Here is a 21,492-nt window from a genome sequence, read left to right as displayed (position 1 = left end):
TGGTCCTTTGGTCAGTCTTCGTTCAGATACGGCTCGTCCATCGACAAGTCTCGCACGCCAATCGCAGTTTCCTGCGCTTTGGACAAGGACCAGCGGACACGCGTGGCATAGGTAAAGGCACTGCCAGACAGCACGATTTGCAAGGCCGCGCGCGGTTTCAGACGGGTGGTTTCCAGATAAGCGCCCGGTTCAAGAGACAGATTATGCGTGCCGTCGTGGCGAAAAACCCATATTTCTCCGCTCTTTAGCGCCATCGACACCGCTGCGCCACCAAGGTCGAGCGTGGCATCCACATCCGGATGCAGGTGAAAGCGGATGTCGAACCGCAGCCCTTTCAGCTTGCCCGAGTCTAATGCCGCGTCAAATCGGCGCTTCTCGATATCTTCCAGCGCCAGCAGCATATCCTCACCCGCAAGGCCGCGCCCGTCAAAGGTGAGCTCTAGTGTGCGGGCATGGGTCAGCCCGTGCGACGCGACATAACCGTCATGCCCGCCCTGAAATTTAATCCCATCCGATTGCGGCGACATTTCAACCGGCACATGGGTCGGACCACCAATCAAAGCCTCAAAGCCGGTAGCCGTGTCGGGATTCGCCAGACGGGCGCTGGAATAACCGCCAAGGCAGAGGGTGGAATGCGACGGGGTCGCGCGCCCTGCACGCCGCCAATCCAGCCCGAAGGAGGCACCAGACCCGCAGCTGACAACCAGCGGACGCCGCCCCGAGGTCAGCTCGAACCCCAGTGTCGAGGCATGGGCGTTGTTGCTGGCCGCCCCTTTTGGCGGGGTTGCCGCATCAATCACGATGCTGGTGCGCCCGCCGGACAGCCGGGCATAGCCCATGGCCAGCCCATCGGGCTGTGCGGTTTTGACCCGACTTGCGGCCAGTGCATGATCAAGCCAGCCTTCGGTGCCGCGCCCCCCGCCGTGAAACCGCGCCAACCCACCGTCAGTATGGCGCAGGGACCGCAGCGTCGGGGCAATCCGTTCGATCGCAGCAAGGTGATCTGCGGGACAGGCCCGCCCTGCATCCTCCAGCGCTGCGGCGGCCCATGTCAAAAGGGTGAATACGGCCAGCAGTTCTTCGGGGTTGCGGGTCGGCAAACCGCCCTGATCGTCAATTTGGGCGACACATTCGCGCGCCAGCGCCTTGATTGCCGGATCGGCCAGCGCCTCTTGCCCCTCAAGCGAAAGTCCGGCGTAAATCAGACCGGTCAGCGCCTCGAAACGCGGCAAGCCGGGGGCCGCACCGCGCCAACGGCGGGAAAGGAATTGGGTCTGCTGCACCAGTGAACGGTAAAATGCGCGGCTTTGATCCGGTTCCTGACCGCGCAGCACAAACAGCGCATGGTTGATCCAACGGATCAGACGCCGCCCTGTTAAATCAGGTGTCCAGCCAGGGCCGCGGCCCTTGCCAAACCGGTCAATCCAACCCCAAAGCCAGCTTTGGGCGGCGTCCCGTGCGCGCGCATCCCCCACAGCGGCCAGATCATCAAGCCAGGCAAAACCTTGCAAATCAGCCGCATAATTTGCGTCCGGCGCGGCAATGTCCCAGAGCGAATGACCCGGCGCATTGATCAACGTACCGGCAAATAGGTAGTTGCCCGCAACCAGTTGACGGCCCCGGGCAAAAGACCCGATCGTGCGCGGCTCGGGTGAGGAAACAAAGCCTTTGACACTGGCCGTTGTGCGCGTTGCCAAAGCGGCATGCACTGCATTCAAAAGCCGCGCCTGACGCGCTTTCAGTGAGGTTAGGTTGAACATATTCTGACTGCCCTTGACGCTCTGATGGCGTTTGGCGGCAGCATAGACCGGCAGTTACAAGGTGTCACCGTTTTTCGGCCAGCGCCCGCCAATCGGCGGGTTCGGGCAGTTTGCGTCTGTCACCAGGACGGGCCCTGCGCTAGGAAAGTACTATGCAAAAATGGAGTGCGCGATGACTGCCAGCCTGATGATGTATGCCCGCCCAGAACTGGAGGCGGCAAACAACGCCTATTGGGCGGCGCTGCGCGAAGCATTGAGTGCAAGAGGGATCGACACACCGGCAAAGCTGGACAATGCGAGGGACACCTACGATCTGTGGCTCTCACCTGATCTGGTGTTCAGCCAGACCTGCGGAATGCCCTACCGGACACGGCTGGCGGATCATGTGACATTGATCGGCACGCCGGATTTTGCGCTGGAGGGGTGCCCCGCCGGATTTTACAACAGCGTCGTTGTGGTGCGTGCAAATGATTCCCGTGAAACGCCAGAGGCCTTTGCGGATGCGCGGTTTGTGTTCAATCAGGCCTGTTCGCAATCGGGGTTTGCCGCCGCTTACTTCTGGGCGCGCGAACACGGGTTCTGGTTCAACAACCGTCGCGCCAGCGGCGGACATGTGCAATCGGCACGCATGGTGGCCGATGGGGCCGGCGACATCGCAGTTCTGGATGCCCAGACATGGCGGCTGATTCAGAGGTTTGACCGTTTTGCCAAGGCGTTGCGGGTCATCGACACGACAGCGCCCACGCCGGGCCTGCCCTATATCGCGGCCAAGGACGCGGACCAGCAGGTGATGTTTAACGCGGTGAGCGAGGCCATCGCCCAGCTGGATAGCGCCCACCGCACGGCCCTTGACCTGAAGGGGCTGATCGCCATTCCCCAAACCGCTTATCTGGCGGTTGAAAACCCGCCGGTTTAGGCCGCGCCGGCTTTGCGCAGACAGACGATATAGAACCCGTCCATGCCGCCCAGTTCGGACCAGTAATCAGGACGCAGGCGCAACCCGCCTTCGGTGGTGATCCACTCGGGTTGGACACCGGGCACCATCAGCGCCTCCGTGTCCGCATGCATGTCCTCGTGGCGTTCCAGCGCCTCGTCAACCTGCACCTCGCCTTCGTCGGGCAACAGGCTACAGGTGCAAAACACCATCCGTCCGCCCGGTTTCAGCAGGGACCATGCGTGGTCGATGAAATCACCTTGCAGCCCGATCAAATCACCAAAGTCAGAGCCGTCCTTGGCATAGGGCAAATCCGCGTGACGGCGAATAGTGCCGGTGGCGGAACAGGGGGCGTCCAGCAAAATGGCGTCAAACGTCCCTTTGATCGCCCGCACATCTTTGGTCAGGGTTTTGGCCTTGAGACCGACACGAGCAAGGTTTTCGCTGACCCGCTGCATACGGGGGGACGAATCGTCCACCGCGGTGACATCCGCACCGGCCGCAGCGATTTGCATGGTTTTGCCGCCCGGTGCGGCGCAGAGATCAAGGATCGCCTCGCCCGCCTGCGGTTTCAGGATTTGCACGGGAATGGCAGCGGCGGCGTCCTGCACCCACCAGTCACCCGTGGCAAACCCGGCCATGGTCGACACCTGACCGGGGTTGGTGATGCGCACCGATCCGGTGGGCAGCAGCGTGCCACCGGTCGCCTCGGCCACCGCTGCGGCGTCTGTTTTGGCGGTCAGATCCAGCGGCGCACCGGCGAAATGGGCGATTTCCATTGCCGCCATTGCATCAGGCCCCCATGCCTCTGACAGGGGCCCACGCAGCCATTTAGGCAAGCGGGGCGCGCGCAGAGCATCCCATGCAGCAGGGCCTTCGGCGGCGATTTTTCGCAAGACAGCGTTGGTCAACCCTTTGAGATGGCTCAGCTTATTATGCTGGCCAACCAGATTGACCATGGCATTCACGACACCATGCGCCGCGCCGCCCTGACAAAGCTCCACGGTGCCGACGCGCAACACATTCTGGATCGTCAGGACCGGCGGTTTTTTCAAATGTTTCTGCAACAGGCGGTCGGCCCGTTCCAAACCGCGCAGGGTTTCCGTGGCCAATCTCTGGGCGCGGGCGCGATCATCGGGCGAGAGCTTGTCAAGCACCCCGCTGGCCAGCAATTCCGACATCAGCCGCGGCTCTTCGCCCAGAATTTGGTCCAGCAGATACACAGCACTGCGACGGGCTTGGACTCCGGTGTTTGACATCTGCTTGGTTCCTATCGGGCTGTTCTGAGCGATCCGGATAAAATCTGCTGTCCGGCCTATCTGGCCGATCGAGCTTGTCCGCAATGAATTGCGACGTATATCAAAGGCAGGCTTGCCTCAAGAGGATGATATGACAGACCCTTTGACACCGAACACCAAAGCCAGTGACCCGGCTGCGCGCCCGATCCCGGACACGCCAACACCCCCGACGCCCACACCGGGGCCGGATTTGCCCCCCGGCCCGAACCCGACGCCCGCGCCAAAGCCCATTCCACCCGCGGCCCAGCGCGCATTGGCCGAGGCCGAAGAGCGGCGCAAGAAGGCGGCCGAACTGGCGCTGCCGCCGGAGTTGGGCGGGCGTGACGGACCAGAGCCCGTGCGCTATGGCGATTGGGAGAAAAAAGGGCTGGCGGTCGATTTCTAAGCTCAGCGCAGGTTGAACTCGGCGGAATCGCCACTGCCCCGATCGGAGGTAAAGCGCATCCGACTGCCGTCAGATTTGATTTCCTGACAATTGTAGCCCAGATCATCCCCGCCCCAGTTCAGGCTGCGGCAGAGGTAGCCATCTTTCCATACCCATTTACCGCTGATTTTCCATGTCGCGCCTTTGCCGGTGATCTGGCCGTTTGGCAGCACCTGAAGCCGAACCAAAGGCCGCGTAAGGGTTTTGCCATCGACAAGCGCGACAAAAGCATCCCGTGATGTGACCTTTTGCAGGTCGGCCAATGCAGGGGACGCAAGGCCGGCCAAAGTGGCGCAAACTGAAACTGTCAGGGCAAAAGCCTTCATTGGGGTTCTCCATCGAGACGTTGTCCTAAAACAAACGTCCGCAACCGCGAAAAAGTTTCAAAAGCCTGTGGATTTAGTCGGACAGCCCCAAAACATCCAACATATCATATTGCCCCGCCGCCCGGCCATGGCCCCAAAGTGCGGCCTTGAGCGCGCCACGGGCAAAGACGCTGCGATCAGAAGCAACATGGCGCAGAATGATGCGTTCACCAGCAGCAGCAAACATCACGTCATGTTCGCCGATGATGTCGCCACCGCGAATGGCGGTAAAGCCGATGTCGCCGGGTTTGCGCGCACCGGTAATGCCGTCGCGCCCACGATCCGACACATCGGACAATGCCACGCCACGCCCCTCGGCGGCGGCTTCGCCCAACATCAGGGCCGTGCCGGAGGGGGCGTCGACCTTTTGGTTGTGGTGCGCTTCGATGATTTCAATGTCGTAATCCGTATCCAGCGCGGCAGCGACCCGCTTTGTCAGCTGGGTCAACAGGTTAACGCCAAGGCTCATATTGCCGGCGCGGATGATCGTGGCCCTGTCGGCATAGGGAGCAAGGGCAGCGATTTCATCTTCGGTCATGCCCGTGGTGCCGATGACATGCACGATCCCGGCCTGTGCTGCCAATGCTGCAAAAGCGATCGTCGCCTGCGGCGCGGTGAAGTCAATTACGGCATCTGCCGACGCCAAGGCCGCCGCAGCGTCATCGGTCACAACCACGCCCAGCGCCGCACCGCCCATCATTTCGCCCACATCCTGCCCGACCCAAGCATGGCCAGACCGTTCAATCGCGCCGCTTAGGTCCATTTTGTCAGAAGCGTTAACCAGCCCGATCAGGGTCTGCCCCATGCGGCCAGAGGCACCGGTGATTGCCACGGAAAGGGTCTGGGTCATACTGTGCGCTCCTGCATGTAAATTAAGCCTCGTTTAGCGTGACCGCAGCCGCTTGGCAAAGACAATGGGAAGCCTTAGGTAGGGCTTATGGGTAAGAACAACACATATGAGGGCCGCGGCCCGACACAACGCCAACTGCGGGTCGGTGAAACGATCCGTCGGGCACTGTCCGAGGTTCTGGCGCGGGGCGATGTCCACGATCCGGAACTGAACCGTCTGTCGATCACAGTGGGCGAGGTGCGTTCTTCCTCCGACCTCAAGGTCGCGACGGCCTATGTGTTGCCCTTGGGCGGCGAAGGCCAGGATGAAGTTTTGAAACTGCTCGCGCGCAACAAACACGAGATTCGCAAACAGGTTTCAAAGAAACTGACGCTGAAGTTTTCACCCGACCTGCGGTTCCAGCTGGATCAGACGTTCGATCAGATGGACGAAACCCGCCGGATGCTGTCGGACGCCAAGGTGCGGCGCGATGCGGATGCCCCTGACGACGTGCCCGACGCGGCCTCCGAGGGATGAAACCCCTTGCGGCAGTGCTGTGGCTGATGCTGCTGGCCCTGCCCGCAGACGCCGCGCAGTGCCGCAACGAGACCCATCGCGACAACACCTATGTCATCTGCGAAGTTGATCTGACCACCGAGCGGCTTGAGCTGTTTTTGGCCGACGACAACGGGGATGTGTATGGCCATTTCGGCACGCTGGACGCCACACTAAAACAACAGGGGCTGTCGCTGGGCTTTGCCACAAATGCGGGCATGTATCATGAAGACCGCCACCCGGTCGGCCATTATGTTGAAAACGGGGTCGAGGTGCAGCGGGTGATCCCGAATGCGGGACCGGGGAATTTCGGGTTGCTGCCCAATGGGGTGTTGTGCCTGCGCGACGGGCGCGCCGATGTGATTGAAACCCTGCGGTTTCTTGAACAGGCACCCGACTGTCGTTCGGCAACGCAATCGGGGCCGATGCTGGTGATCGACGGGGCATTACATCCGCGATTTCTGCCCGACAGCACCTCGCGCTATATCCGCAACGGGGTCGGCACCACGCAAGACGGCAAACGCGCGGTGTTTGCGATTTCGGACACGGTGGTGACTTTTCATGAATTCGGCACCTTGTTTCGGGATCATCTGAAACTACCCAACGCCTTGTATTTCGACGGCAATATTTCTCGGATGCGGGCCCCTGATCTGGGCCGCAGCGGTACGGGGTTTACCACCCTCGGCCCGATCATCGGTGTTGTGGAAACTGCACAGTAGAATTCCCTCTGGGAAGTTGCGCATCCACACAGTATAGCGCGGGCCTGATTTGAACAAAGAGGGCATCATGGGACGCACACGCAAGGGACGCGATATTTCGGGCTGGCTGGTGGTGGATAAACCGGCGGGGCCAACGTCGACGGCGGTGGTCAACAAGGTGCGCTGGGCGCTTGAGGCGAAAAAGGCGGGCCATGCCGGCACGCTTGATCCCGATGCCACCGGCGTGCTGGCGATTGCGCTGGGCGAGGCGACCAAAACGGTACCCTATATCACTGATGCGCTGAAAGCATATGAATTCACGGTGCGCCTTGGGGTATCGACCAACACCGACGATGCCGAAGGCGAGGTTCTGAAGACCTCCGATCTGCGCCCTGACGACGAAGCCATCAAAGAGGCGCTGGCCGCTTTCATCGGTGATATCGAACAGGTCCCGCCACAGTTTTCCGCCGTCAAGATAGACGGGGAACGCGCCTATAAGCGCGCCCGCGACGGCGAGGAAATGGAGCTGGCTGCGCGTCCGTTGTTTGTGGAAAGCCTGTTGCTGACAGACCGTCCCGACGCGGATCATGTGACGCTTGAAATGGTCTGCGGCAAAGGCGGGTATGTACGCTCTATCGCGCGGGATCTGGGGGCGACTTTGGGCTGTTATGGTCATGTGCGCGAATTGCGCCGGATCTGGTCGGGGCCGTTTGACGCGGGCGACGGGCTGACCATTGAACAGATCGAAGCGATGGCGCGCACCCCCGAACTGGACACCCATCTGTTGCCTTTGGAACAGGGGTTGGCAGACCTGCCCGAGGTAAAAGCCACAGCCGAGGGCGCGGTGAAGCTGCGCAACGGCAACCCCGGCATGGTGATTGCCCATGATGTTGAATACGGGGATGAATGCTGGGCCTCGTTTGATGGGGTGGCCGTGGCTGTCGGGCGGTTTAAAGCGGGTGAATTGCACCCCAGTCGCGTGTTTAACACGTAACTTAGACCTGAAGGATTCACAGGGAGAGCCCCGCAAAATGACACTTAGATCGCCGCAGCTTTCGGATGCCTCAAGCATTGCGGCGATTTCGATCGAGGTCTGGCTTGGCACTTACCTGAAGCGCGGGGTCACTGCGTTTTTCGCTGACTATGCGTTGCAGGAATTCACAACTCGAAAGACAGAGGCGCTGATTTCTGACCCTGACCAGTTTATTCTGGTGTCCCAAAACGACGAGGGAATTGACGGCTTTATTCGCGTCACCTCTAATGCCCAGCCCCCCGTTGAGGGATGTTCAACGACAGAAATCGCGACGCTTTATGTGCAGCCGCGCCACCACGGCAAAGGCATTGGCAAGCGCCTGTTGCACACTGCGCTTCGGCATTGTCGTGATCAGGGCAAGGATGCTGTTTGGCTGACAACCAATGCCGAAAACGCACCGGCAATCGCCTTTTACCGCGCGCAAGGTTTTGAACACGTTGGAGAGACCTATTTTCGTGTTCAAGATCAAGGCTATCTGAACAACGTCTATTCTTACCGGTTTACCTGAACCTCGGGTCTCTCGCGCTGAGGGCACGTGATGAATGTCCACAGGCCCTAGTCGGTTTCCATTTGCGCCGCAGCCGTCGCCCTGTCAGAACCACCTCATGATCACCCGCAGCCATACCAAAGGCGACGCGCCCTCGACCGCAGTCTATTCGGATTGCGAAAGGTATCGCTATAGCTTGACGCGGGTGTGGGATAGGACGCAGCCCAAGGTGCTGTTCGTGATGCTCAACCCCTCGACCGCCACCGAGGTGCAAAACGATCCGACGGTCGAACGCTGTGAACGGCGGGCGCGGCATCTGGGCTTTGGCGGATTTCGCGTCACCAATATCTTTGCATGGCGCGCCACCGATCCACGCGACATGCGCGCCGCAGAGGATCCGGTGGGGCCGCAAAATGACGCCACCCTGCGCGACGGCACCGCATGGGCAGATCAGATCATCGCCGCATGGGGTGTGCATGGCGCGCATCGCGGGCGTGGCCCAGAGGTGGCGGAACTGCTGCACGGGTTGGACCGCCCGCTATTTCATCTGGGATTGTCCAAGGAGAGGCACCCCAAGCACCCCTTGTACCTGCCCTATGCGCAGCAGCCGATCGAATGGCATTAACACCCTGTAAAAGAACATAAATCCTTAACCAGTTAACGCGATACCCTTTGACGTAAGCCTGATGATGTGGATTGTATCAAGCTGCGGCATTGGGCCGTTTTTCGCATTGGGCGGGGTGTTGGCATGTTATGGTTGGCTGGTTTGATGGGTCTGATGGCAGTCAGTGCCGCCGCCTTTGTCGATATTAGCGACGATGTTGAAAGCGAAGAAGAGGTGGTTCCCCACCCCGAGGACACCGGTGAACAGGTGAACCTGATCCTTGGATCGGAACAGGCCGAAAACATACAGGGCAGCGACGCCGATGACCGGATCAGTGCCGGTGACGGTCAAGACCTTGTGTCCGGCGGGGACGGCGATGACGAATTGCACGGGGACGGCGGCGATGACACCCTGGTTGGTGACGCCGGCAACGACAGCCTGATCGGCGCGGCGGGGGATGATGACCTTTATGGCGGATCACTGGACGACACATTGGTCGGGCAGGATGACGATGACGTCCTGGCGGGGGGCGATGGTAATGATGCGTTGAACGGTTCGGACGGCGATGACCATTTGTCCGGCGGCGCGGGGGATGACGCGGTATCGGGGGGATTGGGCGATGATGTGCTGCGCGGGGATGGCGGTGAGGACACCCTGTTCGGTGGGGCGGGCAATGACACGCTAAGCGGCACTGCCGGCAACCTCGACAGTACAGCAGATGACGCCGGCGAGCTGGACACCGATGGGATGGATTTCCTGAACGGTGGCGGCGGCGATGATGTGATCATCGCAGGTCACGGTGATGTGCTTCACGGTGGTGACGGCAGTGACCTGTTTGCGCTGGGTGAGTGGGCCAGCGATGGCGCACAGGCCCAGATCATCGATTTCGAACCACGAGACGATACACTTTTGTTCATCTGGGACGACAGCGATGTAGAGACCGATGTGCCAGAGGTGACGGTTCAGCCTGATCCTGACAATGACGGACAGCTGCAAGTGCGAATGGGGGATCAGGTGGTTGCGCAGGTCAGCGGCCAAGCCGCCTTGTCCGTAGCTGAAATTTCACTGATCCCGCTCAGCTCGGCTGTGGCGATGAACCTGACCGGGGCGTGACGCTGGCCCCGCTTGCAAAATTACTTTGCCATCGGCCCCAATCTTTCCTATACGCCACCGGCGCCTGTTGATTCCTTCAACGGGCAACACCTCCATGGGCCTGTGCTGGACGACATCCCGGCCTGCGCCATAACCCTAAACTCTGAAAGGAGACCCCGATGTCGATTACAGCTGAAGAAAAAGCACGCATCATGAAGGAATTCGCCACCACAGAGGGCGACACCGGTTCCCCCGAGGTACAGGTTGCGGTTCTGAGCTCGCGCATTGCGACACTGACTGAACACTTCAAGACCCACAAAAAAGACAACCACGGCCGCCGTGGTTTGCTTAAAATGGTTGCGACACGCCGTAAGCTTCTGGATTACACCAAGAGCAAAGACGAAGCGCGCTATCAGGATCTGATCAAGCGTCTGGGCCTGCGCCGCTAAGCGCCAGCCCGACCGTTAGGTTACAGAAAACCGCGTCTGCTTCAGGCGCGGTTTTTTTGTCTGCTAGGGCAACTCTCGTCGATGCATCAGGCTGGTGTCACAACCGCAATTTTCGGGCTGCGCTGTTCAATCGCCTCTGCCGCATCCAGCAGGATATCCTCACGGTAGCGCCCGCCGATCAACTGCGCGCCCATCGGGGTGTGGCCGGCCTCACCCTCGGCAAAGCCGGTGAAGACCGACATGCCCGGCAACCCCATTAACGGCAGGCCAACCTGTGTCAGCTGCGCCTCAAGACAGCGCGGGAAATCGGCAAGGTCGAGCAGGTCAGGAAACGGCGGTTCGGCGGAAACCGGGCAGATCAACACCGGGTATTGCGCCAGAAACATCTCCCAGTCGCGCAGGAAACCCAAACGGGCCTGAAGCGCATCCAACACCTGATTCATATCTGGCAAGGCGGTGATCTTGTGCATTTCTGCCAGCACATGCAGCGCGTCCGGATCGGCCTCTTGTGCAAACATGGTTTTGGCTCCGCGCTCCATTTCCGCCAGCCATAATTGTGCCTGCAAACGCGCGGGCGCGCGGAACGGCGGGCTGTCCACCTCGGTCACCTCCCACCCGGCATCCGTCAGACGCGCCGCCGCCTCGCGCAGTGACTGTTCCACCAGAGGGTGCGTGTTCAATCCTTCGGGGGCGACACAAAGCGCGGCGCGGCGGGGATATTCGGCACCTGTCATAGGGGCCGGCATATGCCAGGGGTCTTGCACATCCGGCTGGGCCATGACCGTCAGGGCCTGACGTAAATCCGCGACAGATCTTGCATGAGGGCCGGACACCGCCATCAGCTGCGCGCCAATGTGGCGGTCCGGTGCGCTGGCGTTGCGGGCGGCAACACGGCCAAGGGTCGGGCGGATGCCCTGCAAGCCACAGGCATAGGCCGGATAACGGATCGATCCGCCGATATCTGTGCCGTGGCCCATCGCACCAATACCCGCCGCCGTGGCAGCAGCGGCCCCACCGGAAGAACCACCGGGCGTGATGGCCGCATTATGCGGGTTCTTGGTATGCCCGTGCAGGGAATTCCGGGTGAACCAGCGCAGTGAAAATGCCGGCGTGTTGGTCCGCCCTACAATTACCGCCCCTGCCCGGCGCAGGCTGGCAACCACAGGGTTGTCACTGCTGGCGATCAGGTCTTTCTGAAGCCGCAAACCGTTGGTGGTGGCAAAGCCGGTTTGATCGACGTTTTCCTTGGTTGTCACCGGCACACCTGCCATCGGGCCAAGGGGATCGCCCGCCGCGCGGGCACGGTCCACCGCATCCGCCGCTTGCAGCGCTTCGTCATCATTGCGCGCCACAACGGCGTTCAACGCCGGGTTCACCGCATCCATGCGCGTGATGACCGATTGCGTCACCTCGCGCGCAGTCGCTGCGCCGGTTGCAACAAGTTTGGCGATTTCGGTCGCACTGCGTTCAAACAGTTCCATAAGCCCCCCAATTTTTCGCCAGACTGGCATGAACACCCGGACTTGCACAGGTGCATCTTTGCTTTTACGCCTTTTGCAAACCAGACGCTTGGGAGGGCGCAAATGCAAAAGACCGTGGTGAACAGCTGGAACGAATGGGACCCGTTGAAACATGTGATTGTGGGGCGCGCCGATGATTGCCACATCCCGCCGGAAGAACCCGCGCTGGACGCCAAAGTCCCCGAAGACAGCGATATGCGCGGCCAATGGGGGCGACGCCCGCAAGAGACGATTGACCGGGCGAATGAGTTGCTGGATGGGTTCGCCTCGATGCTTGAGAAACGCGGCGTGCGGGTGGATCGGCCCACGTCGATTGATCACTCCGTACCCGCGACAACGCCCGACTTTCATACCGAAAGCCAGTTTGGCTGTATGCCACCGCGCGACGTGCTGCTGACGGTCGGATCAGAGATGCTTGAGGCAACAATGTCTTATCGCTGTCGCTGGTTTGAGTATCTGAACTATCGCCCCTTGATGCAGCGGTATTTTGACGAAGACCCAAATTTCCGCCATGAGAGCGCGCCCAAGCCACGGCTGACCGATGCGGATTATCATCCTGATTATCTGAGCGAAAAGATTGGCGATGCCAAGCGGTTGGAATGGGCCGCACAAAAATTCTTTGTCACGACAGAGGAAGAGCCACTGTTTGATGCTGCTGACGTGTTGCGTTTTGGGCGTGATTTGGTGGTGCAGCACGGGTTCACAACGAACCTTAAAGGCATCGAATGGCTGCGCCGGCACTTTCCTGATCACCGCGTGCATACGGTGAATTTCCCCGGTGATCCCTATCCGATTCACATTGATGCGACGTTTACCCCACTGCGGCCCGGTTTGATCCTGAACAATCCGCAGCGCCGCTTGCCCGAAGAGCAGCGCGGCATGTTTGAGGCCAACGGTTGGGAGATTGTGGACGCCGCCCAGCCCGCGCATAACACGCCGCCACCGCTGTGTTATTCTTCAACATGGCTGAGCATGAACGTGCTGGTGCTGGACCCGAAAACCGTCTGCGTTGAGAAATCAGAGGTCTATCAGGCAGAGCAGATGGACAAGCTGGGGATGAACGTGATCGAGGTCGAATTGCGCGATGCCTATGCCTTTGGCGGCGGGCTGCATTGTTGCACGGCGGATGTGTACCGCGAGGGCGATTGCGAAGACTACTTCCCAAGCCTATCGGCGTAAGCGTTAGGAGGCCGTCTTCGGCGCGAGCGAATTGCGTGCGCAGAAGACGGCCCATTTAGACAGGCATGTTGTCGAACATGTCGTCAAAGGCTTCCTGCTCCAGCACTTTTTGGATGCTCTGTAAGCGGCGCGGGATCGGTTGGTGCCGCGCGCCCAGCCGGCAGGTGATCTGTTGAACATGAGGGGCAAGTTTCAGCCGCTCTCGTGTGGAAGCCGCGTCAAGCGCACGCTCCAACTGCTCCATCTGGTGCTCCAAATCATGATTTTTCATCTTGGCATCCTCCCAGTTGCGATTCCCTTAATGGTAGCACTTTTTCACCTGAAAAGAGTTAATGCTTGGTTAAAATGACCGTATCGGCCAAATGTTGCTTTTGGTTAGGATCACCCTGCACAAAATCAAGGCGGAACGGTCATTCATTGGGGAATCTGGCCACGCATAAGTACCAATTCGAGCGATTTCCTGTGTGGCCTACCCGTCCCGCCCTGCTTCATTCGGGTTACTGGAAAACAAGGCGATTTTGTTGCCCTGAGGGTCGCGAAGGTAACCGACATAGAAACGCGGGCCATATGAGGGGCGAAAACCCGGCTGGCCCTCGTCCTGCCCGCCAGCGACAAGGGCGGCGGCATGTAGATCACGCACCTGCTGTTGATCACGGGCCTCAAAGGCGACCATGGCCCCATTCCCTGCCGTGGCCGGCATGCCGTTAAATGTTGGTTTTACATAGAAATCCGGATGAACCGGCGATTGTCCCAGCGCGACCGGCAAAGCAAAGCTCAGCCCCTCTGGCCCTTCTTTCAGGTCATAGCCAAGGGCGGGCAGAAACGCGGAATAGAACCCTTTTGCCCGAACGATATCATCTGCACCAACAGTGACGTAAGCAATCATTTTGTAAGCTCCTTTCGTGAAATTGGGCACCGGGCCGATTCACAATCTGCGGCAACAGTCTGCAGTGCGCGTGGGGAACTTGGAACCACAAACTCATCCCCCAGCCTGCGTTTTGCCGCCCCTTTCGCATCAATGGCCCCGCCATACGCCCACGCCGCAACTGGCCCCAAATCCCGCAGTCCGATATGCGCGTGCAGCGCCATTTTGCCAAAGAACCACCCCCGCACCACAACTCTTTCCCTCGACCGCAATCTGATGTACACGCGCGACATCTGAAAGCCGGCGCCCGGACTCCAGCGCCGACCAAATAAGATACCGGAGTCAGAGGCAATTCGGCCTCTATGCAAATGGCCAACTGGCCAACACAGGAAACGTAGATGTTTAACGTAACGAAAAAATCCATCGAGTGGGGCGAAGAGACGCTGACACTCGAAACCGGCAAGGTCGCCCGTCAGGCGGACGGTTCTGTCATTGCCACGCTGGGCGAAACCAGCGTCATGGCGAACGTGACCTTCGCGCGCCAGCAAAAGCCGGGTCAGGACTTCTTTCCCCTGACCGTTCATTACAACGAAAAATACTATGCCGCGGGTAAAATCCCCGGTGGCTTCTTCAAGCGCGAGGCGCGTCCGACCGAGAAAGAGACGCTGACCAGCCGCTTGATCGACCGTCCAATCCGCCCGCTGTTCGTGCCCGGATTCAAAAACGAAGTTCTGGTGATGTGTACTGTTCTGTCGCATGATCTGGTCAATGATCCGGACATGGTTGCGATGATCGCCGCCTCTGCCGCGCTGACCATTTCCGGCGCGCCGTTCATGGGCCCGATTGCGGCATGCCGCGTGGGTTTTGAGGGTGGCGAATACATCCTGAACCCTGAAATCGACGACATGCAGAACCTGCGCATGAACCCCGATCAGCGTTTGGATCTGGTTGTTGCCGGCACCAAAGACGCCGTGATGATGGTTGAATCCGAAGCCTATGAGCTGAGCGAAGAAGAAATGCTCGGCGCGGTCAAGTTTGCGCATGACAGCATTCAGCCAGTCATCGACCTGATCATTGATCTGGCCGAAGATGCGGCGAAAGAGCCGTTTGATTTCCAGCCGGTTGATTACTCTGAATTGTCTGCGGCTGTGGCCAAAGCGGGCGAAAACGAGATGCGCGCGGCCTTTGCGATTGCAGACAAGCAAGAGCGCACAACAGCTGTTGCCGAAGCACGTGAGTTGATCAAGTCCAAGCTGTCTGAGGACGAGCTGGCCGATGCCAACCTTGGTTCCGCGATGAAGGGCCTTGAGGCGTCAATCCTGCGTGGCGACGTGGTCAAGACGGGCAAGCGGATCGACGGACGTAAAACGGACGAAATCCGTGACATCGTTTCCGAGACTGGCGTTCTGCCACGGACCCACGGTTCGGCGCTGTTCACCCGCGGTGAAACGCAAGGTTTGGTTGTGACCACACTCGGCACCGGCGACGACGAACAGTTCATCGACGCGCTGCACGGCAACTTCAAATCCAACTTCTTGCTGCACTATAACTTCCCTCCCTATTCGGTTGGTGAAGTAGGTCGCGTGGGCCCTCCCGGCCGTCGTGAAATCGGTCATGGTAAGCTGGCATGGCGTGCGCTTCAGGCGGTTCTGCCTGCGCCAACTGATTTCCCATACACCGTACGCGTTGTATCCGAGATCACTGAATCCAACGGCTCGTCCTCCATGGCGTCCGTCTGTGGTGGTTCCCTGTCCATGATGGACGCGGGTGTTCCGTTGAAAGCGGCCGTGGCCGGTGTTGCGATGGGTCTGATCATGGAAGACGACGGATCATATGCGATCCTGTCAGACATCCTTGGTGACGAAGACCACCTTGGCGACATGGACTTCAAAGTGGCCGGTACCGAAGCAGGTATCACGTCACTGCAGATGGACATCAAGATCGCGGGCATCACCCCAGAGATCATGGAAAAGGCATTGGCGCAGGCCAAAGAAGGCCGCATCCATATCCTTGGCGAAATGAACAAGGCCATCACTGGCGCGGCTGAATTCTCAGAGCATGCACCGCGAATTGAAACCATGCAGATCCCAACGGATAAAATCCGCGAAGTGATCGGTTCCGGCGGTAAAGTCATCCGCGAGATCGTCGAAGTGTCCGGCGCGAAGGTCGACATCAACGACGAAGGCATCATCAAGATTGCGTCGCCCAACGGCGAAGCGATCAAGAAAGCCTACGACATGATCCACTCGATTGTAGCTGAGCCGGAAGAAGGCATGGTTTACACGGGGACGGTTGTGAAAATCGTCGACTTCGGTGCTTTCGTGAACTTCTTTGGCAAGCGCGACGGTCTGGTACACGTCTCCCAGATCGAAAACCGCCGCCTGAACCACCCTTCCGACGTTCTGAAGGAAGGTCAGGAAGTTAAGGTTAAGCTGCTGGGCTTTGACGACCGCGGCAAGGTGCGCCTGTCGATGAAAGTTGTCGATCAGGAAACTGGCGAAGAAGTGAAACCGGAAGAAAAAGCCGAAGGGTAACCCTACGGTTTTGCAAACATACGAAAGCCCCGGTGGAAACGCCGGGGCTTTTGCGTTGCGGATGCTGGTTTGCGAGACAGCACAAATTTTTGGCAGAATGCCGATGCCGCAAATGTGTTCACTTTGTTTTTACGCCACAAAACAAAGTGAAACCCGCCCTTCACCAAGTCACATCGCTGCCTTGCCACTTGCCAAGGGCATTTACGCTGCTTAACCAGTCGCCATGCGTCAAATTTATCGCGCCCTGTTCAAACAGCTGATGCAGTCAGCAGCGCGGTCACATCGGTCGGCCGGTCGCCCGCCATTGGCAGGCTATGCCTTTGACCACATCACCCTGAAATTGCACATCGACGGGCGGTTTGCCTATCGGGAACTGGACGCGTTGGAACACCAGCTGTTCCCGAAGCTTGATCGCGACAGCATCTGTCTGGATATCGGGGCGAATATCGGCAACCACGCGGTTAATTTCGCCGACCATTTTAGCCATGTTCACGCCTTCGAGCCGAACCGCAAGGCGTTGGACCTGTTGCAGATCAATGCCCGCCTGCGCCCCAACATCACGGTGCATCCCGTGGGCCTGTCTGATCACAGCCACACGCTGACCGCAATCCAGCCAGAGGGCAACCTTGGTGGCACGGGGGCAAGCGCCACAGGGCACCCGGCGGATCAACGGGTCGACCTGCCCCTTGTGGCACTCGACGGGATTGACCTTGGCCTGAACGGACGGGCCGTGTCCTTTGTCAAAATTGACGTTGAAGGGCTTGAGGCCGAGGTGATTAGAGGGGCCTCAAAAACGCTGGCGACGCACAGGCCGGTTATCGGGATGGAAGTTGACCGCCGTTCCGTCACCGGTGGTACAAGCCCCGCCTTGGCAGCGGCAGGCGCGCTTGGGTATCGTCACATGTATGCGATGCGTCGTGCCCGCAGGACGCGGTTTCGTGCGATCAGCAATGCGGTTGGGCGGAACCATTCAATGTTGTTGTTGTCGATGGATCCGCTTGATCTGAGCTAAGCTCACGCCCCAAGACAGAAGAGGCCGCGCCCAGGCCATTGACCGGGACGCGACGTTTTCAACAATTAAAGCGCCCCGCCTTAAACATGAATCACTTTCGCTGCCTCTCCCTTTGGTCGAACGCGAAAAGCGATACATGATGGCTCAGGTTAAAGGCCGGATGGTTTAGTTGGGCGCTTTGGTTTTGCGCAGATAGGGCAAGACGGTCTCGAACTCACCGAATTTCGCCTTGGCGTCTGCATCCGAAACGCTTGGTGGAATGATCACATCCTCGCCGACATTCCAATTCGCAGGCGTCGCCACACCGTTGTTGGTGGACATCTGCAAACCGTCCAGCGCCCGCAGAACCTCAGCAAAATTGCGCCCGACAGTCATGGGATAGGTCATCGACAGCTTCAGCTGTTTGTCAGGGCCGATGATGAACACGGAACGCACGGTTGCGCTGTCCGCAGGTGTGCGGCCATCCGGCATATAGGCCTCAGCGGGCAACATGTCGAAAGCTTTGGAGACCTCAAGACCGGTATCGGCGATGATCGGGAAACCGGCCGTGGCCCCTGCGACGTGCTCGATGTCGCCTTTCCATTTTTTGTGATCCTCGACTCCGTCAACACTTACGCCGATCACCTTGGTGCCGCGCTTTTCCCATTCATCCGCCAGTTGCGCAACGGCACCGAATTCGGTTGTGCAAACCGGTGTGAAATCTTTGGGGTGCGAGAACAGAATGGCCCAGCTGTCGCCTACAAAGTCGTGCAGCGAAATCGTGCCCTTATCCGTTTCTACCGTCAAATCCGGAATTGTGTCGTTGATGCGCAAGCCCATGGTTTCCTCCTGTGGGAATGTGAATATCCTGTCCCTATGTAGTGATTTATCCTTCGCAAACCAGCCCCTTGCGGCGGCTGCGGCGGGGTGACACAGTGGCGCGGAAACCGGCACAGCCCGCAAGGGGTGCCCCATCTTCAAGAGGAGTTCCACCATGTTGGAAAAACGTGATTTCTATATCAATGGCGCATGGGTTTCCCCCGCCAAGGCAAATGATTTTGCCGTGACCGACCCGTCCACCGAAGAACAATGTGCGGTGATTTCTCTGGGTGACAAAGCCGATACCGACGCGGCCGTTGCTGCGGCCCGCACCGCATTTGACAGCTGGTCGCAGACTTCGCGCGAAGAGCGCATGGCGCTGTTGGAAAAACTGGCCGGCATCTATGATGCACGTCAGGAAGAGATGGCACAGGCCATGTCGTTGGAAATGGGTGCCCCGATTGATCTGAGCCGTGCCCAGCAGGTTGGCGCAGGCAGCTGGCATATCGGCGGCTTCCTCAAGGCATTCAAGGATTTCTCTTTCGAGAAAGATTTTACCGCCACCGAGAAAACACTGCTTGAGCCGATTGGTGTCTGTGCCCTGATCACGCCATGGAACTGGCCGATGAACCAGATCATCCTCAAGGCGATCCCGGCCATTGCAACGGGCTGTACCGTGATCCTGAAACCTTCCGAAGTTTCGCCACTCTCCGGCCACCTGTTTGCGGAGTTCATGCACGAAGCAGGCTTTCCCGCTGGCGTGTTCAACATGCTGCACGGTGACGGGCCCGGTGTTGGTTCGCAACTGTCTTCCCACCCAGATGTGGACATGGTCAGCTTTACCGGCTCGACCCGCGCCGGCATCGCGATCTCCAAAGCTGCGGCTGATACGCTCAAGCGCGTGTCGCTTGAGCTGGGCGGAAAAGGCGCGAACATCATCTTTGAGGATGCCGATGCCAAAGCGGCCAAGGCCGGCGCAATCCGCTGTTTCCGCAACTCCGGCCAGTCGTGCAACGCTCCGACCCGGATGCTGGTGCATAAATCCCGCTATAATGAAGCGGTTGAAATGGCGGCGGATGTGGCCAAGAACACCCATGTCGGCCCCGCCTCAGAAGAAGGCAAACATATCGGTCCGGTTGTGTCCGAGGTCCAATTCAACAAAATTCAGGGCCTGATCGAAACAGGCATGGCCGAAGCACGGCTCGTCGCCGGTGGCTTGGGCCGTCCGGACGGTTTGAACCGCGGCTATTTCGTCAAACCGACAGTTTTTGCCGATGTGACCAACGACATGACCGTCGCCCAAGAAGAGATCTTTGGTCCGGTCTTGTCGATCATCCCGTTCGAAACCGAAGAAGAAGCCATCGCAATTGCCAATGACACGCCATACGGGCTGACCAACTATATCCAGACCCAAGACGACGAGCTGCGCCGCCGCGTTGCCCGCCGCTTGCGCTCCGGTATGGTCGAAACAAACGGTGTCGGTTTTGCGCAGGGTTCACCCTTTGGTGGCTATAAGCAGTCCGGTAATGGCCGCGAAGGCGGTGTCTTTGGTCTGGAAGAGTTCCTTGAAGTCAAAGCCGTGTCCGGTTGGGCAGCAGAGTAACATTTACTATGTGTTAATGTAAGAAGGGCTGCTTTCGGGCGGCCCTTTTGCATGCCCAGCGATGGCAAATGTAGAACGGGCGGAATTGAGTTTATAGGCAAGATGAAGGGGAGCGGTCGCGCTTCATCATTTCTTTACCATTATTGGCAAAGGTTGATCCACGCGGATAGCTGGAGAGCGATCCCGCGTGCAAGGTGAAGCCCTGTCCTCGTGCGTATAAGCTCGGGGCAGGGTGACTCCCCCCCTTCATCTTGCTTTTAAACTCAAATCCGAGCGCTCAAAAAGGTGCCTTGGCCCGGATTTTCACGGAACGCCCGCCTTGGGGATGGTTAAACCGCAACTCTTCGGAATGCAGCATCAGCCGGGGGAAATCCAACGCGGGTCCCGTTGCATAAAACGGGTCCCCCAGAATTGGGTGTCCAAGGGCCAACATATGCACCCGTAGTTGATGGCTGCGCCCCGTTTTAGGATGCAGGCGAATGCGCGCGGTCACGCCGTCATCTTTGATCCGTTTCCATTCAGTTTGTGCTGGTTTGCCGGTTTCATGACAGACCATTTGTAACGGGCGGTTGGGCCAGTCCACGATCAACGGCAAATCAATCTCGCCGGATTTTTCCTGCGGCACGCCCCAGACCCGCGCCACATAGGTTTTGCGCGTCATGCGTTTTTCAAATTGAAGGCCGAGATGGCGCTGCGCATAGGGCGTCATGGCAAAGATCATCACCCCGGACGTATCGCGGTCCAACCGATGCACCAGCAGTGCCTGCGGGAAGGCGGCCTGAACCCGGCTGATCAGGCAGTCAGCCAGATGTGCGCCCTTGCCCGGCACGCTGAGCAGGCCGGCGGGTTTGTCGACCAGCAGGACCTCTGCATCTTCATGGAGAATGACCAGCGGGTCCTGAGGTGGTGAATACGTTGCGTCCATAGCGCCTCTGCTTCCAGATGTAGGGTGGGATTACAACCCATCGCATGCAAGTCTTGATGCAAATTTAGGAGACTGACATGCACCCGACCATCCAGAAATTCCACGATCTTGTCCTTGCAAACCAGCATGACGGTGTTCCCGAGTTGATGGCCGCCGACATCCGGTTCAGCCCGCCGACCTATTGGGCAACATGGACAGGCCGCGAGGCAGTCGCCGCCGTTTTGGGCCATGTGAACGAGGTATTCACCGATTTCGAATACCGGCGCGTCATGGGTACCGGCAATGACTGGGCATTGGAATTCCAATGCAAGGTTGAAGGGCTTGATTGCGTGGGCGTTGATCTGATCACACTGAACGACGCTGGCGAGATGCAAGAGTTTGAAGTTGTGATGCGGCCTTATAAGACCATCGGTGCGCTTCGTGCGGCGATGAACGAGCGTGTCAAAACCGATGCCCGTTTCATTAAATTCCGTGAGGCGCTGTCCTAAAGCTCATCGTGTTTAACATGAAACATTACGCATTGCCTTT

General features: G+C 58.9%; 23 protein-coding genes. 14 read left to right on the top strand and 9 right to left on the bottom strand.

Features of this window, described 5'->3' with window-relative positions:
• Positions 1–11: 11 nt before the first annotated feature.
• Complete coding sequence (locus tag HKX44_RS13080; protein WP_276151767.1) at positions 12–1,760, bottom strand: heparinase II/III family protein; 1,749 nt, start codon at positions 1,758–1,760, stop codon at positions 12–14.
• 172 nt (positions 1,761–1,932) lie between these two features.
• Between HKX44_RS13080 and HKX44_RS13075 the strand changes: the two genes are divergently transcribed.
• Complete coding sequence (locus HKX44_RS13075; RefSeq protein ID WP_276151766.1) at positions 1,933–2,676, top strand: PhnD/SsuA/transferrin family substrate-binding protein; 744 nt, start codon at positions 1,933–1,935, stop codon at positions 2,674–2,676.
• Here the strand turns inward: HKX44_RS13075 and HKX44_RS13070 are convergent.
• The gene (locus HKX44_RS13070) at positions 2,673–3,953 is read right to left on the bottom strand and encodes a transcription antitermination factor NusB (RefSeq protein WP_276151765.1); all 1,281 of its coding nucleotides are present in this window, start codon (positions 3,951–3,953) and stop codon (positions 2,673–2,675) included. The two genes, HKX44_RS13075 and HKX44_RS13070, sit on opposite strands and share 4 nt — an antisense overlap.
• A gap of 229 nt (positions 3,954–4,182) precedes the next feature.
• Between HKX44_RS13070 and HKX44_RS13065 the strand changes: the two genes are divergently transcribed.
• Positions 4,183–4,377 carry a DUF1674 domain-containing protein gene (locus tag HKX44_RS13065; protein ID WP_276151915.1) on the top strand — a complete coding sequence of 65 codons (195 nt, stop codon included), beginning with the start codon at positions 4,183–4,185 and terminating at the stop codon, positions 4,375–4,377.
• Between the two features lie 2 nt (positions 4,378–4,379).
• Here HKX44_RS13065 and HKX44_RS13060 read toward each other — a convergent pair whose 3' ends face one another.
• Both HKX44_RS13060 and dapB read right to left on the bottom strand, forming a co-directional pair.
• The gene (locus HKX44_RS13060) at positions 4,380–4,742 is read right to left on the bottom strand and encodes a dihydrodipicolinate reductase (RefSeq protein ID WP_276151764.1); all 363 of its coding nucleotides are present in this window, start codon (positions 4,740–4,742) and stop codon (positions 4,380–4,382) included.
• 73 nt (positions 4,743–4,815) lie between these two features.
• A complete protein-coding gene (gene dapB / locus HKX44_RS13055; RefSeq protein ID WP_276151763.1) occupies positions 4,816–5,631 on the bottom strand; it encodes a 4-hydroxy-tetrahydrodipicolinate reductase in 816 nt (271 codons plus the stop codon).
• A gap of 87 nt (positions 5,632–5,718) precedes the next feature.
• Here dapB and rbfA point away from each other — a divergent pair, with 87 nt between their 5' ends.
• From rbfA to rpsO, 7 genes are all read left to right on the top strand, one after another.
• On the top strand, positions 5,719–6,147 hold the full coding sequence (gene rbfA / locus HKX44_RS13050; protein ID WP_276151762.1) for a 30S ribosome-binding factor RbfA: 429 nt from the start codon (positions 5,719–5,721) through the stop codon (positions 6,145–6,147).
• Positions 6,144–6,884, top strand: coding sequence for a phosphodiester glycosidase family protein (locus HKX44_RS13045; RefSeq protein WP_276151761.1), 741 nt, complete (start codon positions 6,144–6,146; stop codon positions 6,882–6,884). The genes rbfA and HKX44_RS13045 overlap by 4 nt, the downstream gene beginning before the upstream one ends.
• Positions 6,885–6,951: 67 nt before the next feature.
• On the top strand, positions 6,952–7,857 hold the full coding sequence (gene truB, locus HKX44_RS13040) for a tRNA pseudouridine(55) synthase TruB (protein ID WP_276151760.1): 906 nt from the start codon (positions 6,952–6,954) through the stop codon (positions 7,855–7,857).
• A 37-nt stretch (positions 7,858–7,894) separates the two neighbouring features.
• Entirely contained in the window at positions 7,895–8,404 is a 510-nt protein-coding gene (locus HKX44_RS13035) for a GNAT family N-acetyltransferase (protein ID WP_276151759.1), read from the top strand.
• A gap of 97 nt (positions 8,405–8,501) precedes the next feature.
• Entirely contained in the window at positions 8,502–9,008 is a 507-nt protein-coding gene (locus HKX44_RS13030; protein ID WP_276151758.1) for a DUF1643 domain-containing protein, read from the top strand.
• A 123-nt stretch (positions 9,009–9,131) separates the two neighbouring features.
• The gene (locus HKX44_RS13025) at positions 9,132–10,100 is read left to right on the top strand and encodes a calcium-binding protein (protein WP_276151757.1); all 969 of its coding nucleotides are present in this window, start codon (positions 9,132–9,134) and stop codon (positions 10,098–10,100) included.
• 158 nt (positions 10,101–10,258) lie between these two features.
• Entirely contained in the window at positions 10,259–10,528 is a 270-nt protein-coding gene (rpsO, locus tag HKX44_RS13020; RefSeq protein WP_276151756.1) for a 30S ribosomal protein S15, read from the top strand.
• An 86-nt stretch (positions 10,529–10,614) separates the two neighbouring features.
• Here the strand turns inward: rpsO and HKX44_RS13015 are convergent, their stop codons facing one another.
• Positions 10,615–12,009: an amidase family protein gene (locus HKX44_RS13015; RefSeq protein WP_276151755.1), complete on the bottom strand. Its 1,395-nt coding sequence runs from the start codon at positions 12,007–12,009 to the stop codon at positions 10,615–10,617.
• A 102-nt stretch (positions 12,010–12,111) separates the two neighbouring features.
• Here HKX44_RS13015 and HKX44_RS13010 point away from each other — a divergent pair, with 102 nt between their 5' ends.
• The gene (locus tag HKX44_RS13010) at positions 12,112–13,227 is read left to right on the top strand and encodes a serine/threonine protein kinase (protein WP_276151754.1); all 1,116 of its coding nucleotides are present in this window, start codon (positions 12,112–12,114) and stop codon (positions 13,225–13,227) included.
• A gap of 55 nt (positions 13,228–13,282) precedes the next feature.
• On the opposite strand, the gene HKX44_RS13005 is transcribed toward HKX44_RS13010, so the two are convergent.
• The gene (locus HKX44_RS13005; protein WP_276151753.1) at positions 13,283–13,498 is read right to left on the bottom strand and encodes a hypothetical protein; all 216 of its coding nucleotides are present in this window, start codon (positions 13,496–13,498) and stop codon (positions 13,283–13,285) included.
• 198 nt (positions 13,499–13,696) lie between these two features.
• Positions 13,697–14,113: a VOC family protein gene (locus HKX44_RS13000; protein WP_276151752.1), complete on the bottom strand. Its 417-nt coding sequence runs from the start codon at positions 14,111–14,113 to the stop codon at positions 13,697–13,699.
• A 377-nt stretch (positions 14,114–14,490) separates the two neighbouring features.
• Between HKX44_RS13000 and pnp the strand changes: the two genes are divergently transcribed.
• Together pnp and HKX44_RS12990 are read left to right on the top strand one after the other, a co-directional pair.
• A complete protein-coding gene (gene pnp, locus HKX44_RS12995; protein WP_276151751.1) occupies positions 14,491–16,626 on the top strand; it encodes a polyribonucleotide nucleotidyltransferase in 2,136 nt (711 codons plus the stop codon).
• Positions 16,627–16,849: 223 nt separating this feature from the next.
• Positions 16,850–17,638 carry an FkbM family methyltransferase gene (locus HKX44_RS12990; protein ID WP_276151750.1) on the top strand — a complete coding sequence of 263 codons (789 nt, stop codon included), beginning with the start codon at positions 16,850–16,852 and terminating at the stop codon, positions 17,636–17,638.
• A 165-nt stretch (positions 17,639–17,803) separates the two neighbouring features.
• Here HKX44_RS12990 and HKX44_RS12985 read toward each other — a convergent pair whose 3' ends face one another.
• Entirely contained in the window at positions 17,804–18,457 is a 654-nt protein-coding gene (locus tag HKX44_RS12985; RefSeq protein WP_276151914.1) for a peroxiredoxin, read from the bottom strand.
• Positions 18,458–18,611: 154 nt separating this feature from the next.
• Between HKX44_RS12985 and HKX44_RS12980 the strand changes: the two genes are divergently transcribed.
• Entirely contained in the window at positions 18,612–20,039 is a 1,428-nt protein-coding gene (locus HKX44_RS12980; protein ID WP_276151749.1) for an aldehyde dehydrogenase family protein, read from the top strand.
• Positions 20,040–20,316: 277 nt separating this feature from the next.
• Here the strand turns inward: HKX44_RS12980 and HKX44_RS12975 are convergent, their stop codons facing one another.
• A complete protein-coding gene (locus HKX44_RS12975) occupies positions 20,317–20,964 on the bottom strand; it encodes an RluA family pseudouridine synthase (RefSeq protein WP_276151748.1) in 648 nt (215 codons plus the stop codon).
• A gap of 77 nt (positions 20,965–21,041) precedes the next feature.
• Between HKX44_RS12975 and HKX44_RS12970 the strand changes: the two genes are divergently transcribed.
• Positions 21,042–21,452 carry a nuclear transport factor 2 family protein gene (locus HKX44_RS12970; protein WP_276151747.1) on the top strand — a complete coding sequence of 137 codons (411 nt, stop codon included), beginning with the start codon at positions 21,042–21,044 and terminating at the stop codon, positions 21,450–21,452.
• Positions 21,453–21,492 lie beyond the last annotated feature (40 nt).

Source organism: Sulfitobacter sp. M05, from assembly GCF_029285175.1.
Taxonomy (GTDB): domain Bacteria; phylum Pseudomonadota; class Alphaproteobacteria; order Rhodobacterales; family Rhodobacteraceae; genus Sulfitobacter.
Note: the sequence above shows the minus strand (reverse complement) of the source record. Positions and strands in the feature narration are given on the sequence as shown.